The organism is Segatella baroniae B14, assembly GCF_022024235.1.
Taxonomy (GTDB): domain Bacteria; phylum Bacteroidota; class Bacteroidia; order Bacteroidales; family Bacteroidaceae; genus Prevotella; species Prevotella bryantii.
In genome coordinates this window covers 442,242-462,725 of sequence record NZ_CP091799.1, presented here as the reverse complement: position 1 = coordinate 462,725, position 20,484 = coordinate 442,242, and the positions used below count along the sequence as shown (strand labels likewise).

The following is a 20,484-nucleotide window of genomic DNA, read 5'->3' as shown; positions in this document are numbered from 1 at the left end:
TGTTTTGCAAAATTACCAATTTTTATCCAAATTACGGCTTTTTGGCTGCGACATATTTCGCTGCATCTTCTGTTTTGTAGCTTTTTCTTGCTGGATAGCCGCATTCAAAAGTTGATCGGCATTATCCCGACTCATTTTCTGCTCATGTCGCTGATTTTGATTTTTGTTTTTATCTTGATTTTGCCCCTTCTTATTTTGATTTTGATCTTCCTTTTTATTATTTTGATTCTTTTTATCCTTATTCTTGTTCTTATCTTTATTTTTATCATTTTTTTTGTTCTGTTGATTAGGATTATTTTTCAACAGTTTTTTACAAAGAGCGAGATTATAACGCGTCTCGTTATCGCCTGGATTATCTCGTAAACTCATTTTATAAGCATCAATTGCTTGAGCATACTGACGCTGCTTTTGCATAATCACACCTATATTATGATAGCTTTTTGAACGTCTGAAAGGATTATTTTCTATTTTACTTGCTTTTTCAAATTGTTCAACCGCCATAGAGTCTTTATCTTGTTGCAGCAAGGCACAACCCAAGTTATAAAGAGCTTGAGAGTTTGAACTATTCTTTGCCAAAGCTTTACGGTAATTAATTTCAGCCTTAGTCCATTTCTGAGCATGAAAAGCACGATTACCCATACGAATAAGCCCTCTGTCACTTTGAGCTTGTAATGACAGGGTGCAAACCATCATAACTATTAATATAATATAGCGATAACAATCTCTCATTTTCTTATTACTTCCGTTTGAAAATTTTTATATTTTTCAAGAGTGGATTCTTCCTGTAAAGAACACAGATTTCTAAGATTAGCAGAAACATAACCACAATTGCTACAGCCTGAAACTGTTCATTATAATCACTATAGATGACACTATCAGTTTCACCTTTTTGTAATCTACTTAAATCATCATTCAACTGATTTTCTGCATCTTTAGTATTATCCACGTGGATATACTTTCCACTACCTGCTTCAGCAATTTGCTTACACATTTGTTCATTTACAGCAGTCATTACAGTATTACCAGAACGGTCTTTCAGATAGTCACCATTACCCATTGGAATTGGTGCACCTTTAGAATCTCCTATACCAAGGATAAACACATTAATACCTCTATCATGAGCTGCTTTAGCAGCCTCAATTGCACCACCTTCATGATCTTCGCCATCCGTAATAACGATAATAGCCTTACCCACTTTATCATTTGGAGTAAAAGCGTGCATACAAGTATTGATAGCACCTGCTATATCTGTTCCTTGCGTCTGAATAAGACTTGGTTGAATGTCTTGCAAAAACATTTTTGCAGATACATAATCGCTGGTAATAGGTAACTGAACATAAGATTGGCCTGCAAAAACCACCAGTCCGATTTGATCATTATTAAAATGATCAACCAAATTTTCTACCAGCATCTTACTCTTAGTCAATCTTGATGGAGCAACATCCTCAGCCAACATAGAATTAGAAATATCTAAAGCTATCATTGTCTCTATTCCATTACGCTTATCATGAGATATACGAGTACCCATTTGGGGACGGGCTAGCATAATAATCGCCAAGGATAATGCACCTAGAGCTAACCAAAATTTAACTGAAGGTCGATATACAGATATATCAGGCATCAATTGTGCGACCAACTCAGGATCACCAAACTTTTTTATTTTCTTAATTCTTCTGCGCCAACCTACAAAACGTATCAGAACCATGACTGGTACGAGAAGCTGAAGCCATAAATATACAGGATCGTCAAATCTAAACATAATATTTAAGGTATTCTTCTAAACCAAGTTATGCGAAGCAATATTTCAAGCAATAATATAAACACTACAGCCATAGCAAATGGCTGGTAAGCTTCATAACGCTTAGCATAATGCTTAACACTCATCTTCGTTTTTTCCAGTTTATCAATATCTTTATAGATACTCTTCAACTGAGCCGTATTAGTAGCACGATAGAAATTTCCTTCTGTCGTTGCTGCTATTTCTTTAAGAGTTTGAATATCTATATCTACAGGCATATTTACATATTGTATTCCTCCTGCAACCATCATTGGATAAGGAGCAACTTTATTTGTTCCTACACCAATCGTATAAACACGAATGCCATAGCTCTTAGCCATCTCTGCAGCAGTCATAGGCGATATATCTCCACGATTATTACTACCATCAGTAAGGAGGATTATCACTTTACTCTTACCCTTAACATCTTTCAAACGAGATACTGCGTTTGCCAATCCCATACCTACAGCTGTACCATCTTCAATCATACCAGTAGCAGCCATATCTGTACGTGCATCTTTTAAGAGTGTAAGCAGACTGGTATGATCTGTCGTCATCGGGCATTGGGTAAACGATTCTCCAGCAAAAATTGTTAGTCCGATATTATCATTAGGACGACCAGAAATAAATTCTGCAGCTACATTTTTAGCAGCCTCTATACGATTCGGCTTCAAATCTTCTGCTAACATACTGGTAGAAACATCCATTGCCAACATAATATTTATACCTTCCACCTGTCGGTTATTCCAAGAATTATGGGTCTGAGGGCGTGCCAGTATAAAAACCAACAATATGAACGTAATACACCTTAAGAACATTGGCAGATGTATCAAACGTACACGCCAACTTTTTGGCGCATAACGATACGGATTGGTGTCTGCCATCCTTAAAGCTGGCTCACTCTTCTTACTATATAAAAAATACCATAGTATATAAGGTATCAGTAGAAGCAGAAGCAGGAAATATCCTTTACTTGCAAATTCCATCTTTTTATATGTGTTCTCTTATCTAGTCATTTACATCAGTAACATGACCACATTATATATAACATAACCTAAAATAGCCAATGATGCAATAATAAGACCAGCTATCAACGATTTTAGAACAATACGGTTCTTGCGTGTTTTCACATCATCATCACTCAATTGTGGCTTTACCTTTTCTTCTGTTGGTATTTCATCCGTTTTAGTCTGATCTATAAAGTTTATAGCATTGACCAAATTTGCATCATTCTCATTAATTAAGGTTTCGTATTTAGCAAACTTCACAAGATCAGCAGTTTGGAAAAGTTCATGAAGCTCTCTAATCATAGTTTTATCTCCTGTTGCCTGAAGATGTTCTATAATTTCAGAACTTGTCATCTCCATAGCATTGAACCCGAATCGCTGTTGAATATATTCTCGAAGCGTATCCGTCAATCTTGTATAATATTCCTTCTGACCTTCCTGAGTTTCTACACGATGCTGTTTCATCTCATTGATTTCATGAAGTGCTTTCTGATGAGCAGGAACCTTCTTTACTATCTTAATATGTGTAATAACAGGCTTATTTTTTCTTAATCTATCATACAGATAAAAGCCCACTCCACATAACAACAGGAAGAGGATACTTAACCAAAACAAAGGAGCCCATTCTGCCCAAGAAAAAGGATTATCCTGTACATCTTTAGGTGGATAAAACTGATTTGGATGAATTGTATCTACAGGTACCGTAAGAACTTTCAGTGCTAACTGATTGCCTTGGTAAGATTTACCAGCGACCTTTACTTTCAAAGCCGGAATAGCATATATTTTCTCATCAAAAGAGGTCAATGTATAAGAACGTGTTATACGGGTTGATTTATCATCGACCTCAGTTGTATCATCCTTCATTTTCAATACTTCTACACCAGGAGTAATATACTGAGATGGCTTTAATGAAGGGAAGTCTACACGTTTTCCCTTGGGTAAGGTAACCCTAACATGCAAATCGGTCTGCTGTCCTATCATTATTTGGATAGAATCAATTTGCTGTTCCACCTGTACCTGAGAACTACCAGCTATAGGAGTTGATAATACAACGAGTGTAAAGATTATATGTCTATACCAATTTTTCATTTTTTTACGAGTACAATCGTCTTTAACTTCTTTGTTTAAAAAGCAATATCAGTGCTTGAACAAAATCCTCATGAGTTGCCACACTAGTCCAGTCCACTTTACTCTTAGCAAATGTTTGTTTTAGAGAATCTTCTCTCATCTTCCAAGCCTGTTCGTGTGCAATTCTCAATTTTTTAGAAGACGTATCAAGATACATCTCATGCCCTGTTTCAGCATCCATCACCTTAATAAGTCCAACATCTGGAAGAGATTTTGCTCTTTGGTCATATACCTGAATAGCTACCACATCATGTTTTTGGTTAGCAATCTGTAATGGTTTCTTAAAATCTCGTTGATCATAGAAATCGCTCAGTACGAATGCCGTACAGCGTCTACGCATAACACGAGTAAGGTACTCCATAGCCGCACCAATGTCAGTGCGCAGGCTTTGTGGATGAAAGTCGAGCATCTCACGTATAAGATATAATATATGCTTCTTTCCTTTTTGGGGTGGAATATATTTTTCTATACGATCAGAGAAGAAGATGACACCTATCTTATCATTATTTTGGATAGCACTGAAAGCGAGTGTAGCTGCTATTTCTGTTACCATATCCTTTTTCATCTGCCGAGAAGTACCAAATTCAAGTGACCCACTGACATCTATCAACAGCATCACTGTTAATTCTCGTTCTTCCTCGAAGACCTTTACAAAAGGTTTATGATAACGAGCCGTAACATTCCAATCAATATCGCGTACATCATCGCCAAATTGATATCCTCGCACCTCTGCAAAGGCCATACCTCTACCCTTAAAGGCTGAATGATATTGACCTGCAAAGATATTTTGACTCAGTCCACGAGTTTTGATTTCGATTTTACGAACTTTTTTAAATATATCTTCTGTATCCATTATTCGAATTGAAAAGATCTAGACGCCTAACTATTAATCCAAGTGCCATAAACCTTAAGGCACTTCCACTTTATTAATAATTTTACTGATAATTTCTTCAGAGTTTACACTATCAGCTTCAGCCTCATACGACAGTCCGATACGATGACGCAATACATCATATGCTACAGCCCTAACATCCTCAGGAATAACATAACCTCTGTGTTTGATAAACGCATATGCACGAGCAGCTTTTGCTAAATTAATACTTGCACGAGGACTACCACCATAAGTAATGAAGTTTTTAAGTTCCTTCAAACCATATCGCTCTGGATAACGGGTAGCAAAAACAATATCCGCAATATACTGTTCTATTTTCTCATCAAGATATACCTGATTTACAACCTCGCGAGCTTTGATTATTTCATCTGCTGTTGTTACAGGAGTTACAGTTGGCATGTGCCTCTGAATGTTTTCACGAATAATAAGTTTTTCCTCTTCAATTGTAGGATAATCAATAATCACTTTCAACATAAAACGGTCCATCTGCGCCTCAGGCAACTGATATGTACCCTCTTGTTCTATAGGGTTCTGAGTCGCCATTACAAGGAATGGATTTGGCAACTTAAATGTATTATCACCAATTGTTACTTGATGTTCCTGCATAGCTTCTAGCAAAGCACTCTGAACTTTTGCAGGTGCACGGTTTATTTCATCGGCAAGCACAAAATTGGCAAACACAGGTCCCTGTTTTACTTGAAATTTTTCATCTTTCTGTGAATAGATTAGGGTTCCTACAACATCGGCTGGCAATAAATCTGGAGTAAATTGAATACGACTGTAATCTGAATCAATCAACTGTGAAAGTGTCTTAATAGCCAATGTTTTAGCCAAACCAGGAACACCCTCCAAAAGGATATGACCATCACTCAGAAGACCGATCAATAGCGAGTCTACTAAATGCCTCTGTCCTACAATAACTTTATTCATGCCAGTAGTCAGATTAGTAATAAACTGACTTTGCTGTTCTATCCGAATGTTTAATTCTCGAATATCTATTGATTCTGCCATAATATTTTAATCTATAGAAGTTTTTCCATCTTTTTTTTACACACGCAAAAGTAAGCAAAAATGATGGGCTAAGCGAATACAGCAGTCTAAATAATATTAAAAAACTTTTTAGAAGTATAGAAATTAAGAAAATTTCAATGATTATAAGCAAAAAAAAATCCAGCTGTTTAAGAGACAGCTGGATTTTCTTCATTTTTTTCGCAAAAAATTATATCTTTCATAACTTTATTGCAATAAATTTACTGTATTTCTACAGTAGCTCGACGATTATTATCTACAGGTGACAAATCATCTACTCCACCCTTAGCCTGAGTTGTTATCATCGATTTGTCTACACCAAATTTAACAAGAGCTTCAACCACTGCATCTGCACGACTCTGAGACAGTTTCTGATTATATTCTGCTGAACCAGTTTTGCTATCCGCATATCCAGTAACCAAAATCTTATTATTATTCTCTTTAGCTGATTTTGCAAAAGATTCGAGGTTTACCATATCCTTACTTGAAGCTATTTTAGTTTTACCTATATTAAAGAATACGGATACAGGTGCGCTCTTATATACTACTGATGAGGTTTGATTTGACTGTTTAGCTTCTAACTCTCCACGCAAACGCTCATTTTCTGCATTTGCATCTTCCAATTGGCTATTCAGTGCATCTAACTGACTTTGATTCAAAGCATTCAAGGCCTCAACATCTGGAGTCTTACTCCAACCAGACTTGCCTAATCTGAAAGTAAAACCAACCTCTGCATATAAATTATTGTCTTTTCTTTCCCACACACCATCATAATTTGAACTACCTTTAACAGCTGTAACACCATCAAAAGCCTGTCCAAGACGATTCCATCCTGCTTCTACATAAACATCTACTTTTTTACCTAAACGCCAAGAAGATTGTAAACCGACATTAAGATCTACCACATTAATATTATCACTCATATTGCGACCAAGACCCGCACCAACAAAAGGAATTACGTTCCACACCCGATTAGGATTATAGCCACAAAACAAATTACTTAAATTAAACAAGACCTGCTCGTTAATAATAAGGTATTTGTTATGATTTCCTTTTGTTTGATCATTTACTACAGCCTTGCCCCAAATACCCTGGAACTTAGTGCGAAGACCTATACCTGGTGTAAACCATTTACCTAAGGCAATAGAAGCACCAGGATTGGCACGAAACTTTTTAAATGGACTATGAGATAGACCTAAACCATGCTCTTCATTCGAATAGAAAGCATTCCAATCTGCACCAACTTGCACAAACCAGTTGCTAAAGAAAGAGTTTGTTGCAACACTATACTTCTGTTCTGGTAAATCTTCCTGGGCAAAACCTGTCATCGCACAAGTTGCTAACGCCAATCCCATTATTAACTTTTTCATACCTATATTCTTGAAATTTTACTATATTATTTACTATATTACACTGCATTAATAAGATGCAAAGATAAACATATTATTTTAAAAAGGAAGAATTTCTTAAAAAATAGTTAATCAAATTATTTTATGCGAAGATACTCATCAAGATACTTGATAATGATGGCTTTATCTTTATGAAACACACGCCGTTTAACACTTATAGTTTCCAATCTTTTTTGGAACACAGGATACTGAGGAAAAAACTTTGCCATTGAAGACAATTTCATACTACCACCAAGAGACAAACCTGTAACATTAAAATTACCCAAATTGATAGTTCCTGGCACTAACGATTCTGAATAATACAATCGAATCTCTTTTTCTGTATTTAATCCATAATAGAACTGATCAACTTGTTGACTAAAATAATGTTTATTGGCATTACTCGTCATTTCTGCCACTCGGCTAGTATATACACTAGTTCTTTCACCTTTCCAAATTCTTTTTACCAACAATGGCCTATCCGTGTTTACAGGAGAACTTAGATTATAACTTTGATTTATCCATTTCGATTCCCATACTGTACGTTGTCCGTTATCTGTCATTACAATACTGTCTAACGATTCCGCTTTATAGCGGACACGTTCGCCGGTATCTTTTAGATATACATCTACATGAGCATCAAGTTTATTCAGTTCGTTTCTTAGTATGGCAACTTTAACTTCGCCTTTCTTCAAATATACTGTTACTTGCTTATTCATCTTGCTTGCATGAGCAATTTGCACAGGCGAAAAGGTTATTAATATACTAAAAGCCATCAAGGCCAAAGATCTTTTCATACCACTATTTTTTAATCTTCAGAATGTAGTTTTGGCAATGATATATGATATCTCACTGCAAGGAAACGTATCAAGCATACCACGACAAATACACTAGGTACTGTAATATATAAACTCACACCAGCCATCCACATCAACTGATATACGACACCTCCGATTACACAAGCGATGGCATATATTTCTTTTTGAAATATAACAGGTTCATTATTTAGAAGCACATCTCTTATAACACCTCCTGCAGCGCCTGTAATACATCCCATCATGATCGCCACCCAAAATGGATAACCCAAAGCTAAAGATTTTTGGATTCCAGCTATTGTGAACAACGCTAATCCTAAAGTATCAAAAACAAGCCACGCATTATCTAACTTTTTTAAGATATGATGGAAGATAATAAATACCACCTGTGCTAGCATTGTACATATCAAATAAATTGGTGATGTCATCCAAAAAGGAGTTTGCCCTAACATGACATCTCGAATTGTACCTCCGCCAATTGCGACTACAAGTCCACAGACAAATCCACCAAACCAGTCGTACTGCTTAGCCCCTGCCAATCGGATACCCGACATAGCAAAGGCAAAGGTACCAATAAACTCTATAACCTCCTGCAGATTTTTTACAAAAACAGGATCCTCGTACAGCATATTAATATTGTTTATATTATCGATTTACTACATTAATAGGTTGCCCCTCAACAAATGATTTTACATTTTCGACACAAGTATCTATAAGACGAGTACGTGCCTCTTCAGTTGCCCATGCTATATGTGGCGTAATAAAAGCATTCTTTTGCTTGAGTAATGGATTATCTTTAGATGGCGGTTCCTGACACATTACATCTGCACCATAATACAATAGCTTTCCTGTCTGAAGAGCCTCGGCTACATCTGCTTCGTTAACAAGAGGACCACGACCGGTATTAATCAATATTGTACCATCTTTCATCTTTGCAAGAGTATTCTTATTGATTAACTCATAGGTTTCTTCTGTCAACGGACAATGAAGAGTAAGAATATCACTTACAGAAAAAAGACCTTCTAAAGTTGTTTTTTGAATACCATCAGGAAGATCTGCTGCATTCTTACTGGTATAGGCAAAAACATCCATTCCAAAGTCAAGCGCCAGATGAGCTACTTTCCATCCTATACTACCCAAGCCTACAATACCAAGAGTCTTCCCGGCCAGTTCGCGAAGTGGCGTATCCCAATAGCAGAAGTCATCATTATCACTCCATCTTCCTAATCGATTTTTGTTGGCATAATGAGCCACTCGATTAGTCATATTCAGAATCAAAGCGAAGGTTGCCTGTGCCACACTATCTGTACTATAAGCAGGAATATTAGTTACTAGGATACCTAATTCTTTAGCTTTCTTGATGTCTACCACATTATAACCTGTAGCAAGCACACCTATATATTTCAACTTAGGCAACTGTATCAAAACCTCTGCATCAAGCACTACCTTATTCGTCAGGACGATTTCTGCATCTTTAGCACGTGATACAACATCTTCCTTCTTTGTTCGAGGATAAACGATAAGCTCTCCATATTCCTTAAGCCCATCCCAACTTAAATCACCAGGATTGGCTGTATATCCATCTAAAATTACGATCTTCATCTTTACGATTTTATTATAACTTCTATATAATTCTTATATCATTTTAGTATACACGATACCTTTTATATCATTATTTTTAGAATTCAATTAGGACCTTTTTACATTATTGGTCATATCGGTCACCCCAACAAGTTTTCATCCACTGATAAAGTCGTTCTTCCTGTGGAGAATGCTGCGCGTGCCAAATTCTAGTATTTTTGAGAGCATCAGGCAGATATTGCTGTTCCGTAAAATGCCCAGGATAATCATGCGGATACTTGTAACCATCATGATAGCCTAAATCTGCCATTAACTGGGTTGGTGCATTTCGTATTGGTAATGGTACTGGCAGATTTCCAGTCTGTTTAACCAACTGCAAAGCATCATTGATGCCCATATATGCAGAATTACTCTTGGCACTGGTAGCCAAATATATTGTAGCTTCTGCCAATGCTATTCTTGCCTCAGGCCAACCGATTTTCATAACAGTATCGAAAGCTGCATTAGCAAGTAGCAAAGCATTAGGATTAGCCAAGCCTATATCTTCACTGGCACTGATTACCAATCTTCTTGCTATAAACTGTGGATCTTCTCCCCCCTCTATCATTCGCGCCAACCAGTATAAGGCTGCATCAGGATCACTACCACGGATACTTTTGATAAAGGCCGATATAATATCATAGTGCATCTCCCCCTGTTTATCGTATGCTAAAGGATTTTGCTGCAATCTTTTCACCACCAAATCGTCGGTAATCTCGACATCTCCCATTTCTGACTCAACTACCAACTCCAGTATATTCAACAGTTTACGCGCATCTCCACCACTATATCGCAACAGGGCTCCATGCTCTTTCAAAATTATATTACGCTTCTTTAATTCCACATCCTCTGTCAACGCACGGTGTATTAAATCAAGCAAATCATCCTTATTCAAGCTCTTCAGTACATATAACTGACATCTTGAAAGTAATGGCCGAATTACTTCAAACGAAGGATTCTCTGTTGTAGCACCTATAAGTGTAACCGTACCTCGCTCTACTGCTCCAAGCAAAGAATCTTGCTGCGATTTAGAAAAACGATGTATTTCATCAATAAATAATATAGGTGAAATGGTATTAAAAAACTGCGATTTTGCAGCCTTATCGATAACTTCTCTTACATCTTTAACACCGCTCGTTACAGCACTCAGTGTATAAAAAGGGGTTTCGAGCTTATTAGCAATAATATGGGCTAAAGTTGTCTTTCCTACTCCAGGAGGCCCCCAAAGTATAAAGGAAGGAATGCGTCCCGCATCAATCATATTGCGCAACACAGCCCCCTCACCCACCAGATGCTTTTGCCCTACATACTCATCTAGTGTACGAGGTCTCATTCTTTCAGCCAAAGGTTCACTCATACAATTGCAAAGATACAAAAAAGTTAAGATTAGCGAAGAAGTAAACCTGTTTTTTTTAGAGCTACCATTTTTTTGAATGAAAAGTTTGGTTTTTAACAATTTAGTATTTAATTTTGCAGCAAATACAACTACAATTATGAAAGAACAGAAAGCTATTACTCTCAAGACGCTTACTAAGAGCAATGTTTGGGATCAGCAGGAAAATGATATTTTCCGTATGTGGGAAGCTGCTGAGAAGGAAGCTGACCTTCGTGATAATCAGCGAAGCTATATTAATACAATTCGCAGTGCTTTCGAAATTGAGGAGATCAAAGTCGATAAGCCTGAAATAATCGCAAAATATGAAAATCGAGGTTTTAAAGTTGGAAGCGTTCGTCTTGACGATTCTCAGAATCGTACAAAATGGGCCATTAAAAAGAAGCCTATTCTGCGCGTAACAGACCTTACTTATGAGAACATTCACCATATCAGCGCAACCAAACTTCTCGATGTTATCGACCGTAATTTCGGTGGTGGTTGGGATAGTCTATCTCAGAGTATTCAGGATATCATCATGTCTGGTTTTGACATAAGTAACACAACTCTTCCTACTGATCGCCTGCACAAACCAGGTGGCATGTATGAGAAAAAGAAAAACGATGGCTTTGAAGTTCTTGAAATTACAAAAGGTAACTGGACAGAAGCAATCTTCGCAAAAGAAAAACCTGAATCAGAAAAGCTTCACACAAAATTTGAAGACGACGAGGAGCTCGATCGTAAGAATCGTGATTTAGACATTGATGATGATGATGATGCACCAGAAATTGATGATCACTACAATGACATTGATGAGGATGACGATGCATTTGATGATGATAAGCTTACGGAGGAGAGTTATCACACTAACTTTGATGAGAATGCTGAAGACTTAAATCTTGAGGCTGAAGACGTGGTTGATGATGATGACAACTACTAAGATTTAAAAACATTTATTTTTAGATAGAATTTTCAAAAAAAGACGTATAGAGCATAATGCTTTATACGTCTTTTTTATCATTTATCATATCCTGTTGGGCGAAACTGTTTCTGTTCTTCGCTATATACATAGCCGTTTTCTCCAAGATAGCTCTTAATCTCTTCAACTTCTTTATCATAGCAATTACAGAGTGACTCCAATGAATCAAATTCTTCATCACGCAGCAACATATTGATACTCGACACCAGAATGGCTGGCTCCTTTGGTAAATAATCCATAGTTTTTCTTTTTACTTCATTGATTTCGGAGTGCAAAGTTACAACAAAATTTCTAAATATCAAGACATATTTAGCACCCGCCTTTCATATCTTCTTTATGTGCCAACTATTTTTTTCTCAGCACTATCTTCTGATTTGAATATCTCGAATCTAGTGTTTCCCGATACTTACAATAATCAGCATAGAGCGATTTATCATAGCGTCCTTTCTTTTGCAGACGACGATTATAAAGCACTATCTTACGCCCTTCCAGTTTCAGTTCTGATGTAAAATCGGCAAAAGGATAAGTCTCCTTAATATTTTTGGGAATTGCCTCTACAACATATCCCTCAGGTATCAGCACTATAATGCTGTCTTCCTGCAAGAAACCATAATCCAATACCAATTGTTGCTGTCTCTCCTTTAGATTAGAAGGAGTCGAAACCTCCTGATGTAACGGACAAACTGGGATAAAAAGACGCAATCCTTTACCTTGACCATATTGCTTATCTTCCAACTTAGCTCTTATCTCATAGTGAGGAATACTATAAGCCTTTTTATCGTCAATCATTTCGAGCGAGTTGATAGTTACCAGCGGTTTGTTGAGCACGTGGTGTATATATTCACGTTGAACATCCTCCTTTGCTCCAATTAACCCCATCAAGGGTTCATATTCGCTCATATACGAATCTTGCAAGAAGTTCATTTTTGCCGAACCATTAGCCTGCAAATCGACCTCCATACAAGTTATTTCCCGATTATCAGCATCCTTATACGATGGCACCTTTAGAAATTTTCCTCCTTCAGCCGCCACCTCCAGACAGTCGTGACCAGCAATATCCATGTGGCAATAACCTAAAGGTATCTTAGCATCGGTACATTCAATCCATACCGTATCCTGCCGCATAGGAACCATCAGGATCTCGTGATTAAATTGATTAAAGTTAGGATAATCTTTGTAAATCTTATCGTACTTGGTGCTGATAACAACCTCGCTTGATGGCACTCCCACTTCCTTAAGCATAGCATGCATAAAGTTACTCAAGCCTTTACAGTCACCAAATCCTGTACGGCATACTTCTGCAGCTGCTACCGGTTGATACCCACCTATACCGAGAGTTATATTTACATAGCGAGTATTCTGTTCCAGATACTTATACAGCACATCTATTTTACTTTTGACTGATTGACAGGTATCCGTCATTGAATGTAGTTTAGACTTCATATCTTCAGTAAGAGCCGTTTTTCCGTCTCGAATATTCCACAGCCACTTACCCATCTGTTTCCAGTCTTTCAGATTTACCGTTGTACCAAGATATTTAGCCGTTTCTGGCCCAAAAAAAATTCTTGGTGCCAATTCATGCAAAGGCTGCCCGAGAGGTTCTTTCTCAATGGAGGGCAAATTTTCTACCGATACAGTCCACACTTTATTACCTTTACCATCTGAAGTTTCCTTCACCTCTGCATTGGTATTCATTTTCTTATAACGACATGCTATAGAGTCGACTACGGTAAGCTGGTAAAACGCTTTCTTAACCGGCACATCATACGCATTCTGAGGATAAAACATCGGAAAAGCTAGCACATCATCCGTAAACGACTCCTCCCATTCATAAGTTACCATAATCGGATAAACTGGTGGCGTATAGTTGAACACCATCATATAGCTTACATGCCCTAGCATTTCCCGTGAATATTCAGAACGCACCATATCAGTCTTCTTAGCCTTCTTAATCACCTTACCGCTCTGATCTGTAAAGACTGCACTAAAGTTTATCAATTTATGGTTTTTATCAAATGGCAATACCAAATGAGCATAGTCAGCAGCTTTCTCGTCAAGTATTTTGTAGCAAAGCATATATTTCACGGTAGCATGACGCACATCAGTACAAATGACTTGCGTTACTTCATTTTCAACTATCACATGGGATTCTGCGTAAGCAATAAGTGTCATGACCACCAGTATTGCCACCATTAAAAATCTACGTATCTGCATCATTTATACCTTTTTAAGGACCACCATATCATCTAAACGTTTTACCACGGACTCGAAGATATGCTTAACATACTCATATTCATCTACACCAAATAATAGACGTTTTACATTAAATCTATACTGCATCTGCAGGACTCCTTCACTATTTTGGTTTACCATAAAGACAAACTCAAGTCCTTTATCAACCGTATAGGTCATCACCCCCTTAGGCAATTCTTCCACTACATATCCCTCAGGTAGCTTTATGCTTACCGTCTGCACTATAGTATTGAGATGTGCAAACTCAACAGGAAGCTCACGAGTTTCCTTTTTAAATGGATTTTCGTGTAAGAATCCCACAATCATCGGATTGACATATATACGGTCTTCTGTAGCATCATAAGCCTTAACAAAATCGAACTCATGTGTAGAGATACGCTCCACATTCATATCATTCATCTTATAATTGGTTATCCTTAGGCCATCCGCCTTAGCCATACTGTCAACGAAGGCAATACTATCTTTAACTTCGCGGAAATCATGACGGAAATCAGCAGCACTTTCATCTTTCATAACTGACTGAAAGTGTCCTCTCACAATACCTTTCTCGTCAATTTCTGATTCAATAAAAATTTGTTCTAATCCCTTCATAGCATGTTGCACATCCACCCAATCAAAAGTATCATCACGCACAAGTATACAACGATCTACAAGCAGATTGGAAGGCAGAGCGTACAACGATCCATCTTCTGATGATCCGTCAAGATAAAGATATTTATCATTACCTTTATCTACTGCCACAATAAATGTATTTAGTCCCCTTAGCGATGGAAAAAAAGCCATTCGACCATTATCACGAGAACTCATCAGCACTGGATAAGCTTTTAGTCCAGCTGCCTTTAGCATAGCGATGAGTATAAAATTGATGTCAGCATTACTGCCCGTACCACGTTTCAATATCTTGCTTGCATTATCACCACCAAGTCTATATTGCTTATCCCATTTCACTTTACTTTTAAGTAAATGAAATATAGTAGCGACCTTATCGTCTACGTTAACAATCTTGTCAATATTCAGTTTAGCCAACTCCTCTTTCAGCGGATTAGAAATTTTCAGTCGTTTACCAAAACTATCCGCCTCTTTCAAATTCTTAATTACCGCATCCCATGTAGAAGACAAATTTTCACACACATAACCAGGAACATAGATAGCAGAAAGTTCAAACTCAACTTTATCTAGAAAATCTGTTACATCATAAATGTAATTGTCAGCATCTACTCCAGGCAAATTTCTAGCTACCCACTCATAATCGGTACCAGATAAACTGGCTGTTTCGCTCGGCAGATCGATGTACACATTAGATACCATTTTAGAAGCTTCCAACTGGTGAGCACCAGACTGATTAAACTGAAATACAAATCGATCTGGTATAGATAGTTGCACTCTACTATACAGCACTGGAATTTTCTGCTGAGCTACCCACGTATCAATCAAGGAATAGAAATCGCTTTCCTTGCGGTAGCTATACTCGATAACGCTACCCGGCTTAACATTAGGCACGGAGAATTTCGTCGTCACATGATTATCATCAATACGCTCAGTAAAAATCTCGCTGCTTTTCATTTTCGTCTTCACAACTTTTCCATCCTCTATATTATAAGAAACAGCTTTCAAACCTACAACTTTCTCTTTTATCGAAGACTCATTTTTTGATTCATAATACCCAATACTTACATTAGCTTCATCCTTACCTTCTGAAGTAAGAATTTTGATTTTACAATCCACATCGGTATAAAGTTGCCAATACCCCTTCCGCAAACTATAAAAATGTTTTACATTGTGATAAAGTACCACAGCTGGCGCTTTCTTATCAGCCGGATACTCTTTCATAGCAATTTCTTCTTTAGTGGGACTTCCGAATTTTAAATTAGGTTGCATTTCTTGCGCCATCACAGTAGAAGATACAGATAGTACAAATAAGGAAAACAACAACCGCTTAAGGTTACATAATTTCATAATATATCAATATAATTTAGTTATAAATTTTTTACGTATTTAGCTTTTAGCGTTTATAGTACAAAACTATAAAAAAAATCAAAATAAACAAAAAAGATAAAGGAAAAAGTGACGATTATAATTTAGGAAAATAATCCACTAGTATTTGAGAAAAGAGAAGACTATAAGTCTTCTCATTGTTGTTGTTAATTCTAGAAATTTAAAATCGTGATTGAAAGGTAGTCGGTAAGGGAATCGAACCCTTATGCCAAGATTGAGAATCTTGTATCCTAACCGTTAGATGAACCGACCAATTAAGGGTCAAAAAAAACCTCTTCTAAAAAGGAGAGGTTATATATTACGTAGTCGGTAAGGGAATCGAACCCTTATGCCAAGATTGAGAATCTTGTATCCTAACCGTTAGATGAACCGACCGTTAGTGCAATTACATTTGCCTGACCCCCGAAGAGCGGAAGGTGGGGGATTCGAACCCCCGGTACGGTTACCCGCACGTCAGTTTAGCAAACTGGTGGTTTCAGCCACTCACCCAACCTTCCAGTCACGGGCTCGTTACCGAGTTGCCAAGCTTCATTTCTGAATTGCGAGTGCAAAGGTAGTATTTTTATTTTATCCCACCAAACTTTTTACTGTTTTTTTTCAAAAAAACTTTCATTTTTATTTTTCACCTTATTATATAGCATTTCAGATTTACCAGTACTCCATCCTACTTCACTTAAGCTCAAACTATAAATATTGTTTGAGAATGCCGATAAGCTGATACTTATCTACCTCAAGATATTTCGTTCGTACAGCATCAATTCTAAACCCCGAATGACGATGAGGAAAAAAAGCTGGTATACGATAATCATCAGCATTTTTATACAATGGATAGAAAAAGCTACATCCCTTAGCTCGTTCTGCCTGAAAATCGCTAATATCATTCCAGTCAATGTGGAGGTAATGACGAGCAAAAGGCGAATACACAAGAAGTTCATCTTTTTTAGCAACCACAGCAGGTTTGCGTTTTATACAAAGATCAAAGTAACGCATACAAAGATACCATATAAAAAAAAGACACTGTAAGAATCCAAACCAGCCTATTATATGGACCAATATCTCCAACCAGCCTACATAGCCAAAACTTCCTGTAGCCAAATATAAACATAAAGGTGCACATACAATTAATGTCATTATCGTTAATAGTGCTGAGAGCAGGTGCCTTCTCTCGAAAAATTTCCTTGTTTCCATTTAGTTGATTTCTAGAGTATTTGGAAGCAAAGATACCAAAAAGTATCCATATAAAAAAATTATGTGCACAAAATGATACCGTCACTTCATGCACATAATCTCATCAGAGTCCTATAGCATCTTTGCGAGACTGGGGAATAGCAAAATTAAAATTATCGCTAGCTTTAAGTTTTGCAAAATTAACACCTACCACCTCACCATATTTGTTGAGGACAGGAGATCCACTACTTCCCTGTACCGTAGGAATACTATACAAAATACGCGAAGAATCTGGATTTTGAGTAACTTTTCCACTCGTCATCTGCACACTGATTCCCTTCTGAGTATTAGCCAAAATTAAGCCTGCATTATAACCTATCATATATAGCTCCTGATCGATTTCGAGAGGATCATCCGTAAACGTAAAAATATGAGTATTGACAGGTGTCTGTTTGCTCTTCAACTGAATAAGAGAAAGATCTGCATCCTCTTCCTTAGAAGTTGCTAAAACTATAGCCGGATTGGTTCTAAGGAAGTCTGACTCACTTCTGACTTTATCACCATCATAGGCTATACCTAAAGTTTTAACTACCCGTATTTTCATTCCCTTCTGAAATTTAGAATTACCGAGCTGAGAAACCAAGCGACTCAATTGATTATATTCTTCTAATATTTTTTTCTCTGCAGCAGTTATCTGCTCCAAAGCTCGTTCATTATGTATCACGATATTACCAAACATATCATACCCTTGGAGTAAAACTTTTCTACTTTCCAAGACATCATATTCTGCCATCACTCGACGTATCAGTTGTCCAATATAAGACTGCAATATTTTAGCTACTTCGGCATAATTCTTACTAAGTACAGACTGAGTAAATTCTGTCTCTGTAACATGCCTGTTAGTAACTATACGACCTTCCTCATCTATAAAGAAACCTGTACCCGTAGCCACGCTCTGATGCCGAAGAATCGAATCGCGAATATCTGTAAGATTTTGTAAACCATCTTCACCAATATGCGAGAAAAAAAGTTGGTACCCACTAGGCAGCGTCAGTTCATAATAATACTTATTCATAATGAGTACTACACCCGATTTTTCCTCATCAAAAATTTGTTGAGCCGTCATTTCCCGTTTACCACAAGATACAAACAACAAGACCACTCCTAACAACACATATAAAGTTTTCTTCATATCCAAAACATATTAGGGGCATCGCAAAAACATGCGACACCCCCTATAAATCTAGTTGAAAAGTCTAAGAACTAATAACATGATAGCTATTAAGCCAAACCAAGGCTCTTTTTGATAGCTTCAACATGCTTCTCTGCTTTAGCCTCAAGAGCTTCGAACTGAGAAGGATCTGTCATATTATCCTTAATCTCGATATAGAACTTAATCTTAGGCTCTGTACCTGATGGACGAGCACTAACCTTAGTACCATCTTCACAGAACCACTGAAGAACATTGCTAGTTTCAGGCATAACAAGTTTGGTAACATTACCCTGTGCATCTTTAGCTTCGAGACTCTTGTAATCCTTCAGCAATACGACCTTACTTCCACCAAGTTCCTGAAGAGGATGCTCACGGAAGTTAATCATCATCTGCTGAATTTCATCAGCACCGCTCTTACCAGGACGTTCTACATTGATGAGGGTTTCCTTAGAATAGCCATATTCCATATAGATATCCATCAATATATCATATAGAGTCTTACCATTATCCTTGGCATAAGCACAAATCTCAGCAAGAAGAGAACATGCAGATACAGAATCCTTATCACGAACGAAGTCTTCAGCAAGGAAACCATAACTTTCCTCACCACCACCAATATACTGCTGCTTTCCTTCAGAAATCGCAATTTCACGAGCAATCCACTTGAAACCAGTGTAACAATCACGCATTTCAATATTGTTCTTATCAGCAATCTTCTTGATATTCTCTGTAGTAACGATTGTCTTAACAATAAAATCAGTAGGTTTCATCTTACCAACAGCCTTACGGTTAGCAATGATGTACCACAAGAAAATCATACAAGTCTGGTTACCATTGATAAGTACCCATTCACCCTTATCATTCTTGCAAGCCATACCAATACGGTCTGCATCAGGATCACTAGCCATCAGGATATCTGCATCAAGAGCCTTAGCATCACGAAGACCGAGAGTAAGAGCCTCAGCAAACTCTGGGTTTGGACGATCTACTGTTGAGAAATTTCCATCTTTAACCATCTGCTCCTTTACACAATGTACATTTTCAAATCCCCACTGCTTAAGTGATGCAGGAATCATAACCCTACCTGTTCCATGAAGTGGTGTATAAACGATACAAAGATCCTTCTGACGCTTGATAACTTCTGGATCAATGCTCAAAGTCTGTACTTTATCAAGGTAAATCTTATCTACATCCTCACCAATCATCTGGATAAGGTCTTTATTGCCAGTAAACTTAACATCCTCAACTTTAACCTTATTTACTTCGTCAATAATACCCTTATCATGTGGAGCCAAAACCTGTGCACCATCCTCCCAGTAAGCCTTATAACCATTATACTCACGTGGGTTATGGCTAGCAGTAAGGTTTACACCACCCTGACAGCCAAAATGACGAATAGCGAAAGAACACTCAGGTGTAGGACGCATTTCATCGAAGAGATATACTTTAATACCGTTAGCAGAGAATATATCAGCAACCGCCTGAGCAAACTTGCTACTATTGTTACGACAGTCGTAACATACGACTACAGAAATCTCTTTCTTGTCCGCAAAATTTTTCTTCAAGTAGTTCGCAAAACCCTGAGTAGCCATACCTACAGTGTAGATATTCATACGGTTAGAACCTGCACCCATAATACCACGAAGACCACCGGTACCAAATTCAAGATCCTTATAGAAGCTCTCGATTAGTTCGGTTTTATCATCATTATCAAGTTTTGCCTGTACTTCCTTACGAGTCTCCTCATCAAAAGCTGGAGACAACCATGCTTTTGCTTTCGCCTCACATAGGGCGATTAATTCTGCGTTATTAGCCATATATTTAATATTTAATATTAGATTTTTTATTT

The 20,484-nt window shown here is 37.4% G+C and carries 18 protein-coding genes and 3 tRNA genes; 1 reads left to right on the top strand and 20 read right to left on the bottom strand.

The window, feature by feature from the left end:
* Window positions 1-12 precede the first annotated feature (12 nt).
* From L6469_RS01950 to L6469_RS01900, 11 genes are all read right to left on the bottom strand, one after another.
* The gene (locus L6469_RS01950) at window positions 13-729 is read right to left on the bottom strand and encodes a tetratricopeptide repeat protein (protein WP_039870373.1); all 717 of its coding nucleotides are present in this window, start codon (window positions 727-729) and stop codon (window positions 13-15) included.
* A 7-nt stretch (window positions 730-736) separates the two neighbouring features.
* Window positions 737-1,759: a vWA domain-containing protein gene (locus L6469_RS01945; RefSeq protein ID WP_006282410.1), complete on the bottom strand. Its 1,023-nt coding sequence runs from the start codon at window positions 1,757-1,759 to the stop codon at window positions 737-739.
* 5 nt (window positions 1,760-1,764) lie between these two features.
* Window positions 1,765-2,763, bottom strand: coding sequence for a vWA domain-containing protein (locus L6469_RS01940; protein WP_074802989.1), 999 nt, complete (start codon window positions 2,761-2,763; stop codon window positions 1,765-1,767).
* Window positions 2,764-2,793: 30 nt separating this feature from the next.
* A complete protein-coding gene (locus L6469_RS01935) occupies window positions 2,794-3,873 on the bottom strand; it encodes a hypothetical protein (protein WP_006282413.1) in 1,080 nt (359 codons plus the stop codon).
* Between the two features lie 22 nt (window positions 3,874-3,895).
* Window positions 3,896-4,765, bottom strand: a complete 870-nt coding sequence (locus L6469_RS01930; RefSeq protein WP_006282414.1) for a DUF58 domain-containing protein — start codon at window positions 4,763-4,765, stop codon at window positions 3,896-3,898.
* A gap of 54 nt (window positions 4,766-4,819) precedes the next feature.
* Window positions 4,820-5,815, bottom strand: coding sequence for an AAA family ATPase (locus L6469_RS01925; RefSeq protein WP_006282415.1), 996 nt, complete (start codon window positions 5,813-5,815; stop codon window positions 4,820-4,822).
* A 239-nt stretch (window positions 5,816-6,054) separates the two neighbouring features.
* A complete protein-coding gene (locus L6469_RS01920) occupies window positions 6,055-7,203 on the bottom strand; it encodes an OmpA family protein (RefSeq protein WP_006282416.1) in 1,149 nt (382 codons plus the stop codon).
* 116 nt (window positions 7,204-7,319) lie between these two features.
* On the bottom strand, window positions 7,320-8,018 hold the full coding sequence (locus L6469_RS01915) for a hypothetical protein (protein WP_039870376.1): 699 nt from the start codon (window positions 8,016-8,018) through the stop codon (window positions 7,320-7,322).
* An 11-nt stretch (window positions 8,019-8,029) separates the two neighbouring features.
* Window positions 8,030-8,665, bottom strand: a complete 636-nt coding sequence (locus L6469_RS01910; RefSeq protein WP_006282417.1) for a trimeric intracellular cation channel family protein — start codon at window positions 8,663-8,665, stop codon at window positions 8,030-8,032.
* 16 nt (window positions 8,666-8,681) lie between these two features.
* A complete protein-coding gene (locus L6469_RS01905) occupies window positions 8,682-9,638 on the bottom strand; it encodes a D-2-hydroxyacid dehydrogenase (RefSeq protein WP_006282418.1) in 957 nt (318 codons plus the stop codon).
* Between the two features lie 103 nt (window positions 9,639-9,741).
* On the bottom strand, window positions 9,742-11,013 hold the full coding sequence (locus L6469_RS01900; protein ID WP_006282419.1) for a replication-associated recombination protein A: 1,272 nt from the start codon (window positions 11,011-11,013) through the stop codon (window positions 9,742-9,744).
* A gap of 136 nt (window positions 11,014-11,149) precedes the next feature.
* Here L6469_RS01900 and L6469_RS01895 point away from each other — a divergent pair, with 136 nt between their 5' ends.
* Complete coding sequence (locus tag L6469_RS01895; protein ID WP_027453432.1) at window positions 11,150-11,968, top strand: hypothetical protein; 819 nt, start codon at window positions 11,150-11,152, stop codon at window positions 11,966-11,968.
* Window positions 11,969-12,045: 77 nt separating this feature from the next.
* Here L6469_RS01895 and L6469_RS01890 read toward each other — a convergent pair whose 3' ends face one another.
* The 9 genes from L6469_RS01890 to L6469_RS01850 form a co-directional block, all read right to left on the bottom strand.
* Window positions 12,046-12,246 (bottom strand): DUF4250 domain-containing protein, encoded by a 201-nt coding sequence (locus L6469_RS01890; protein WP_006282421.1) that lies wholly within the window; start codon window positions 12,244-12,246, stop codon window positions 12,046-12,048.
* 106 nt (window positions 12,247-12,352) lie between these two features.
* Window positions 12,353-14,224: a DUF3857 domain-containing protein gene (locus L6469_RS01885; protein ID WP_006282422.1), complete on the bottom strand. Its 1,872-nt coding sequence runs from the start codon at window positions 14,222-14,224 to the stop codon at window positions 12,353-12,355.
* Window positions 14,225-16,216 carry a DUF3857 domain-containing protein gene (locus tag L6469_RS01880; protein ID WP_081657086.1) on the bottom strand — a complete coding sequence of 664 codons (1,992 nt, stop codon included), beginning with the start codon at window positions 16,214-16,216 and terminating at the stop codon, window positions 14,225-14,227. It abuts the gene before it with no gap.
* Between the two features lie 219 nt (window positions 16,217-16,435).
* Window positions 16,436-16,507: transfer RNA gene (locus L6469_RS01875), tRNA-Glu, on the bottom strand.
* A 51-nt stretch (window positions 16,508-16,558) separates the two neighbouring features.
* Window positions 16,559-16,630 (bottom strand) — tRNA-Glu (locus tag L6469_RS01870).
* 35 nt (window positions 16,631-16,665) lie between these two features.
* A tRNA-Ser gene (locus tag L6469_RS01865) sits at window positions 16,666-16,752 on the bottom strand.
* 187 nt (window positions 16,753-16,939) lie between these two features.
* Window positions 16,940-17,386, bottom strand: a complete 447-nt coding sequence (locus L6469_RS01860) for a hypothetical protein (protein WP_006282425.1) — start codon at window positions 17,384-17,386, stop codon at window positions 16,940-16,942.
* A 160-nt stretch (window positions 17,387-17,546) separates the two neighbouring features.
* A complete protein-coding gene (locus tag L6469_RS01855; RefSeq protein ID WP_027453428.1) occupies window positions 17,547-18,614 on the bottom strand; it encodes a S1 family peptidase in 1,068 nt (355 codons plus the stop codon).
* 89 nt (window positions 18,615-18,703) lie between these two features.
* Complete coding sequence (locus L6469_RS01850; RefSeq protein ID WP_027453427.1) at window positions 18,704-20,452, bottom strand: phospho-sugar mutase; 1,749 nt, start codon at window positions 20,450-20,452, stop codon at window positions 18,704-18,706.
* Between the last annotated feature and the right edge of the window lie 32 nt (window positions 20,453-20,484).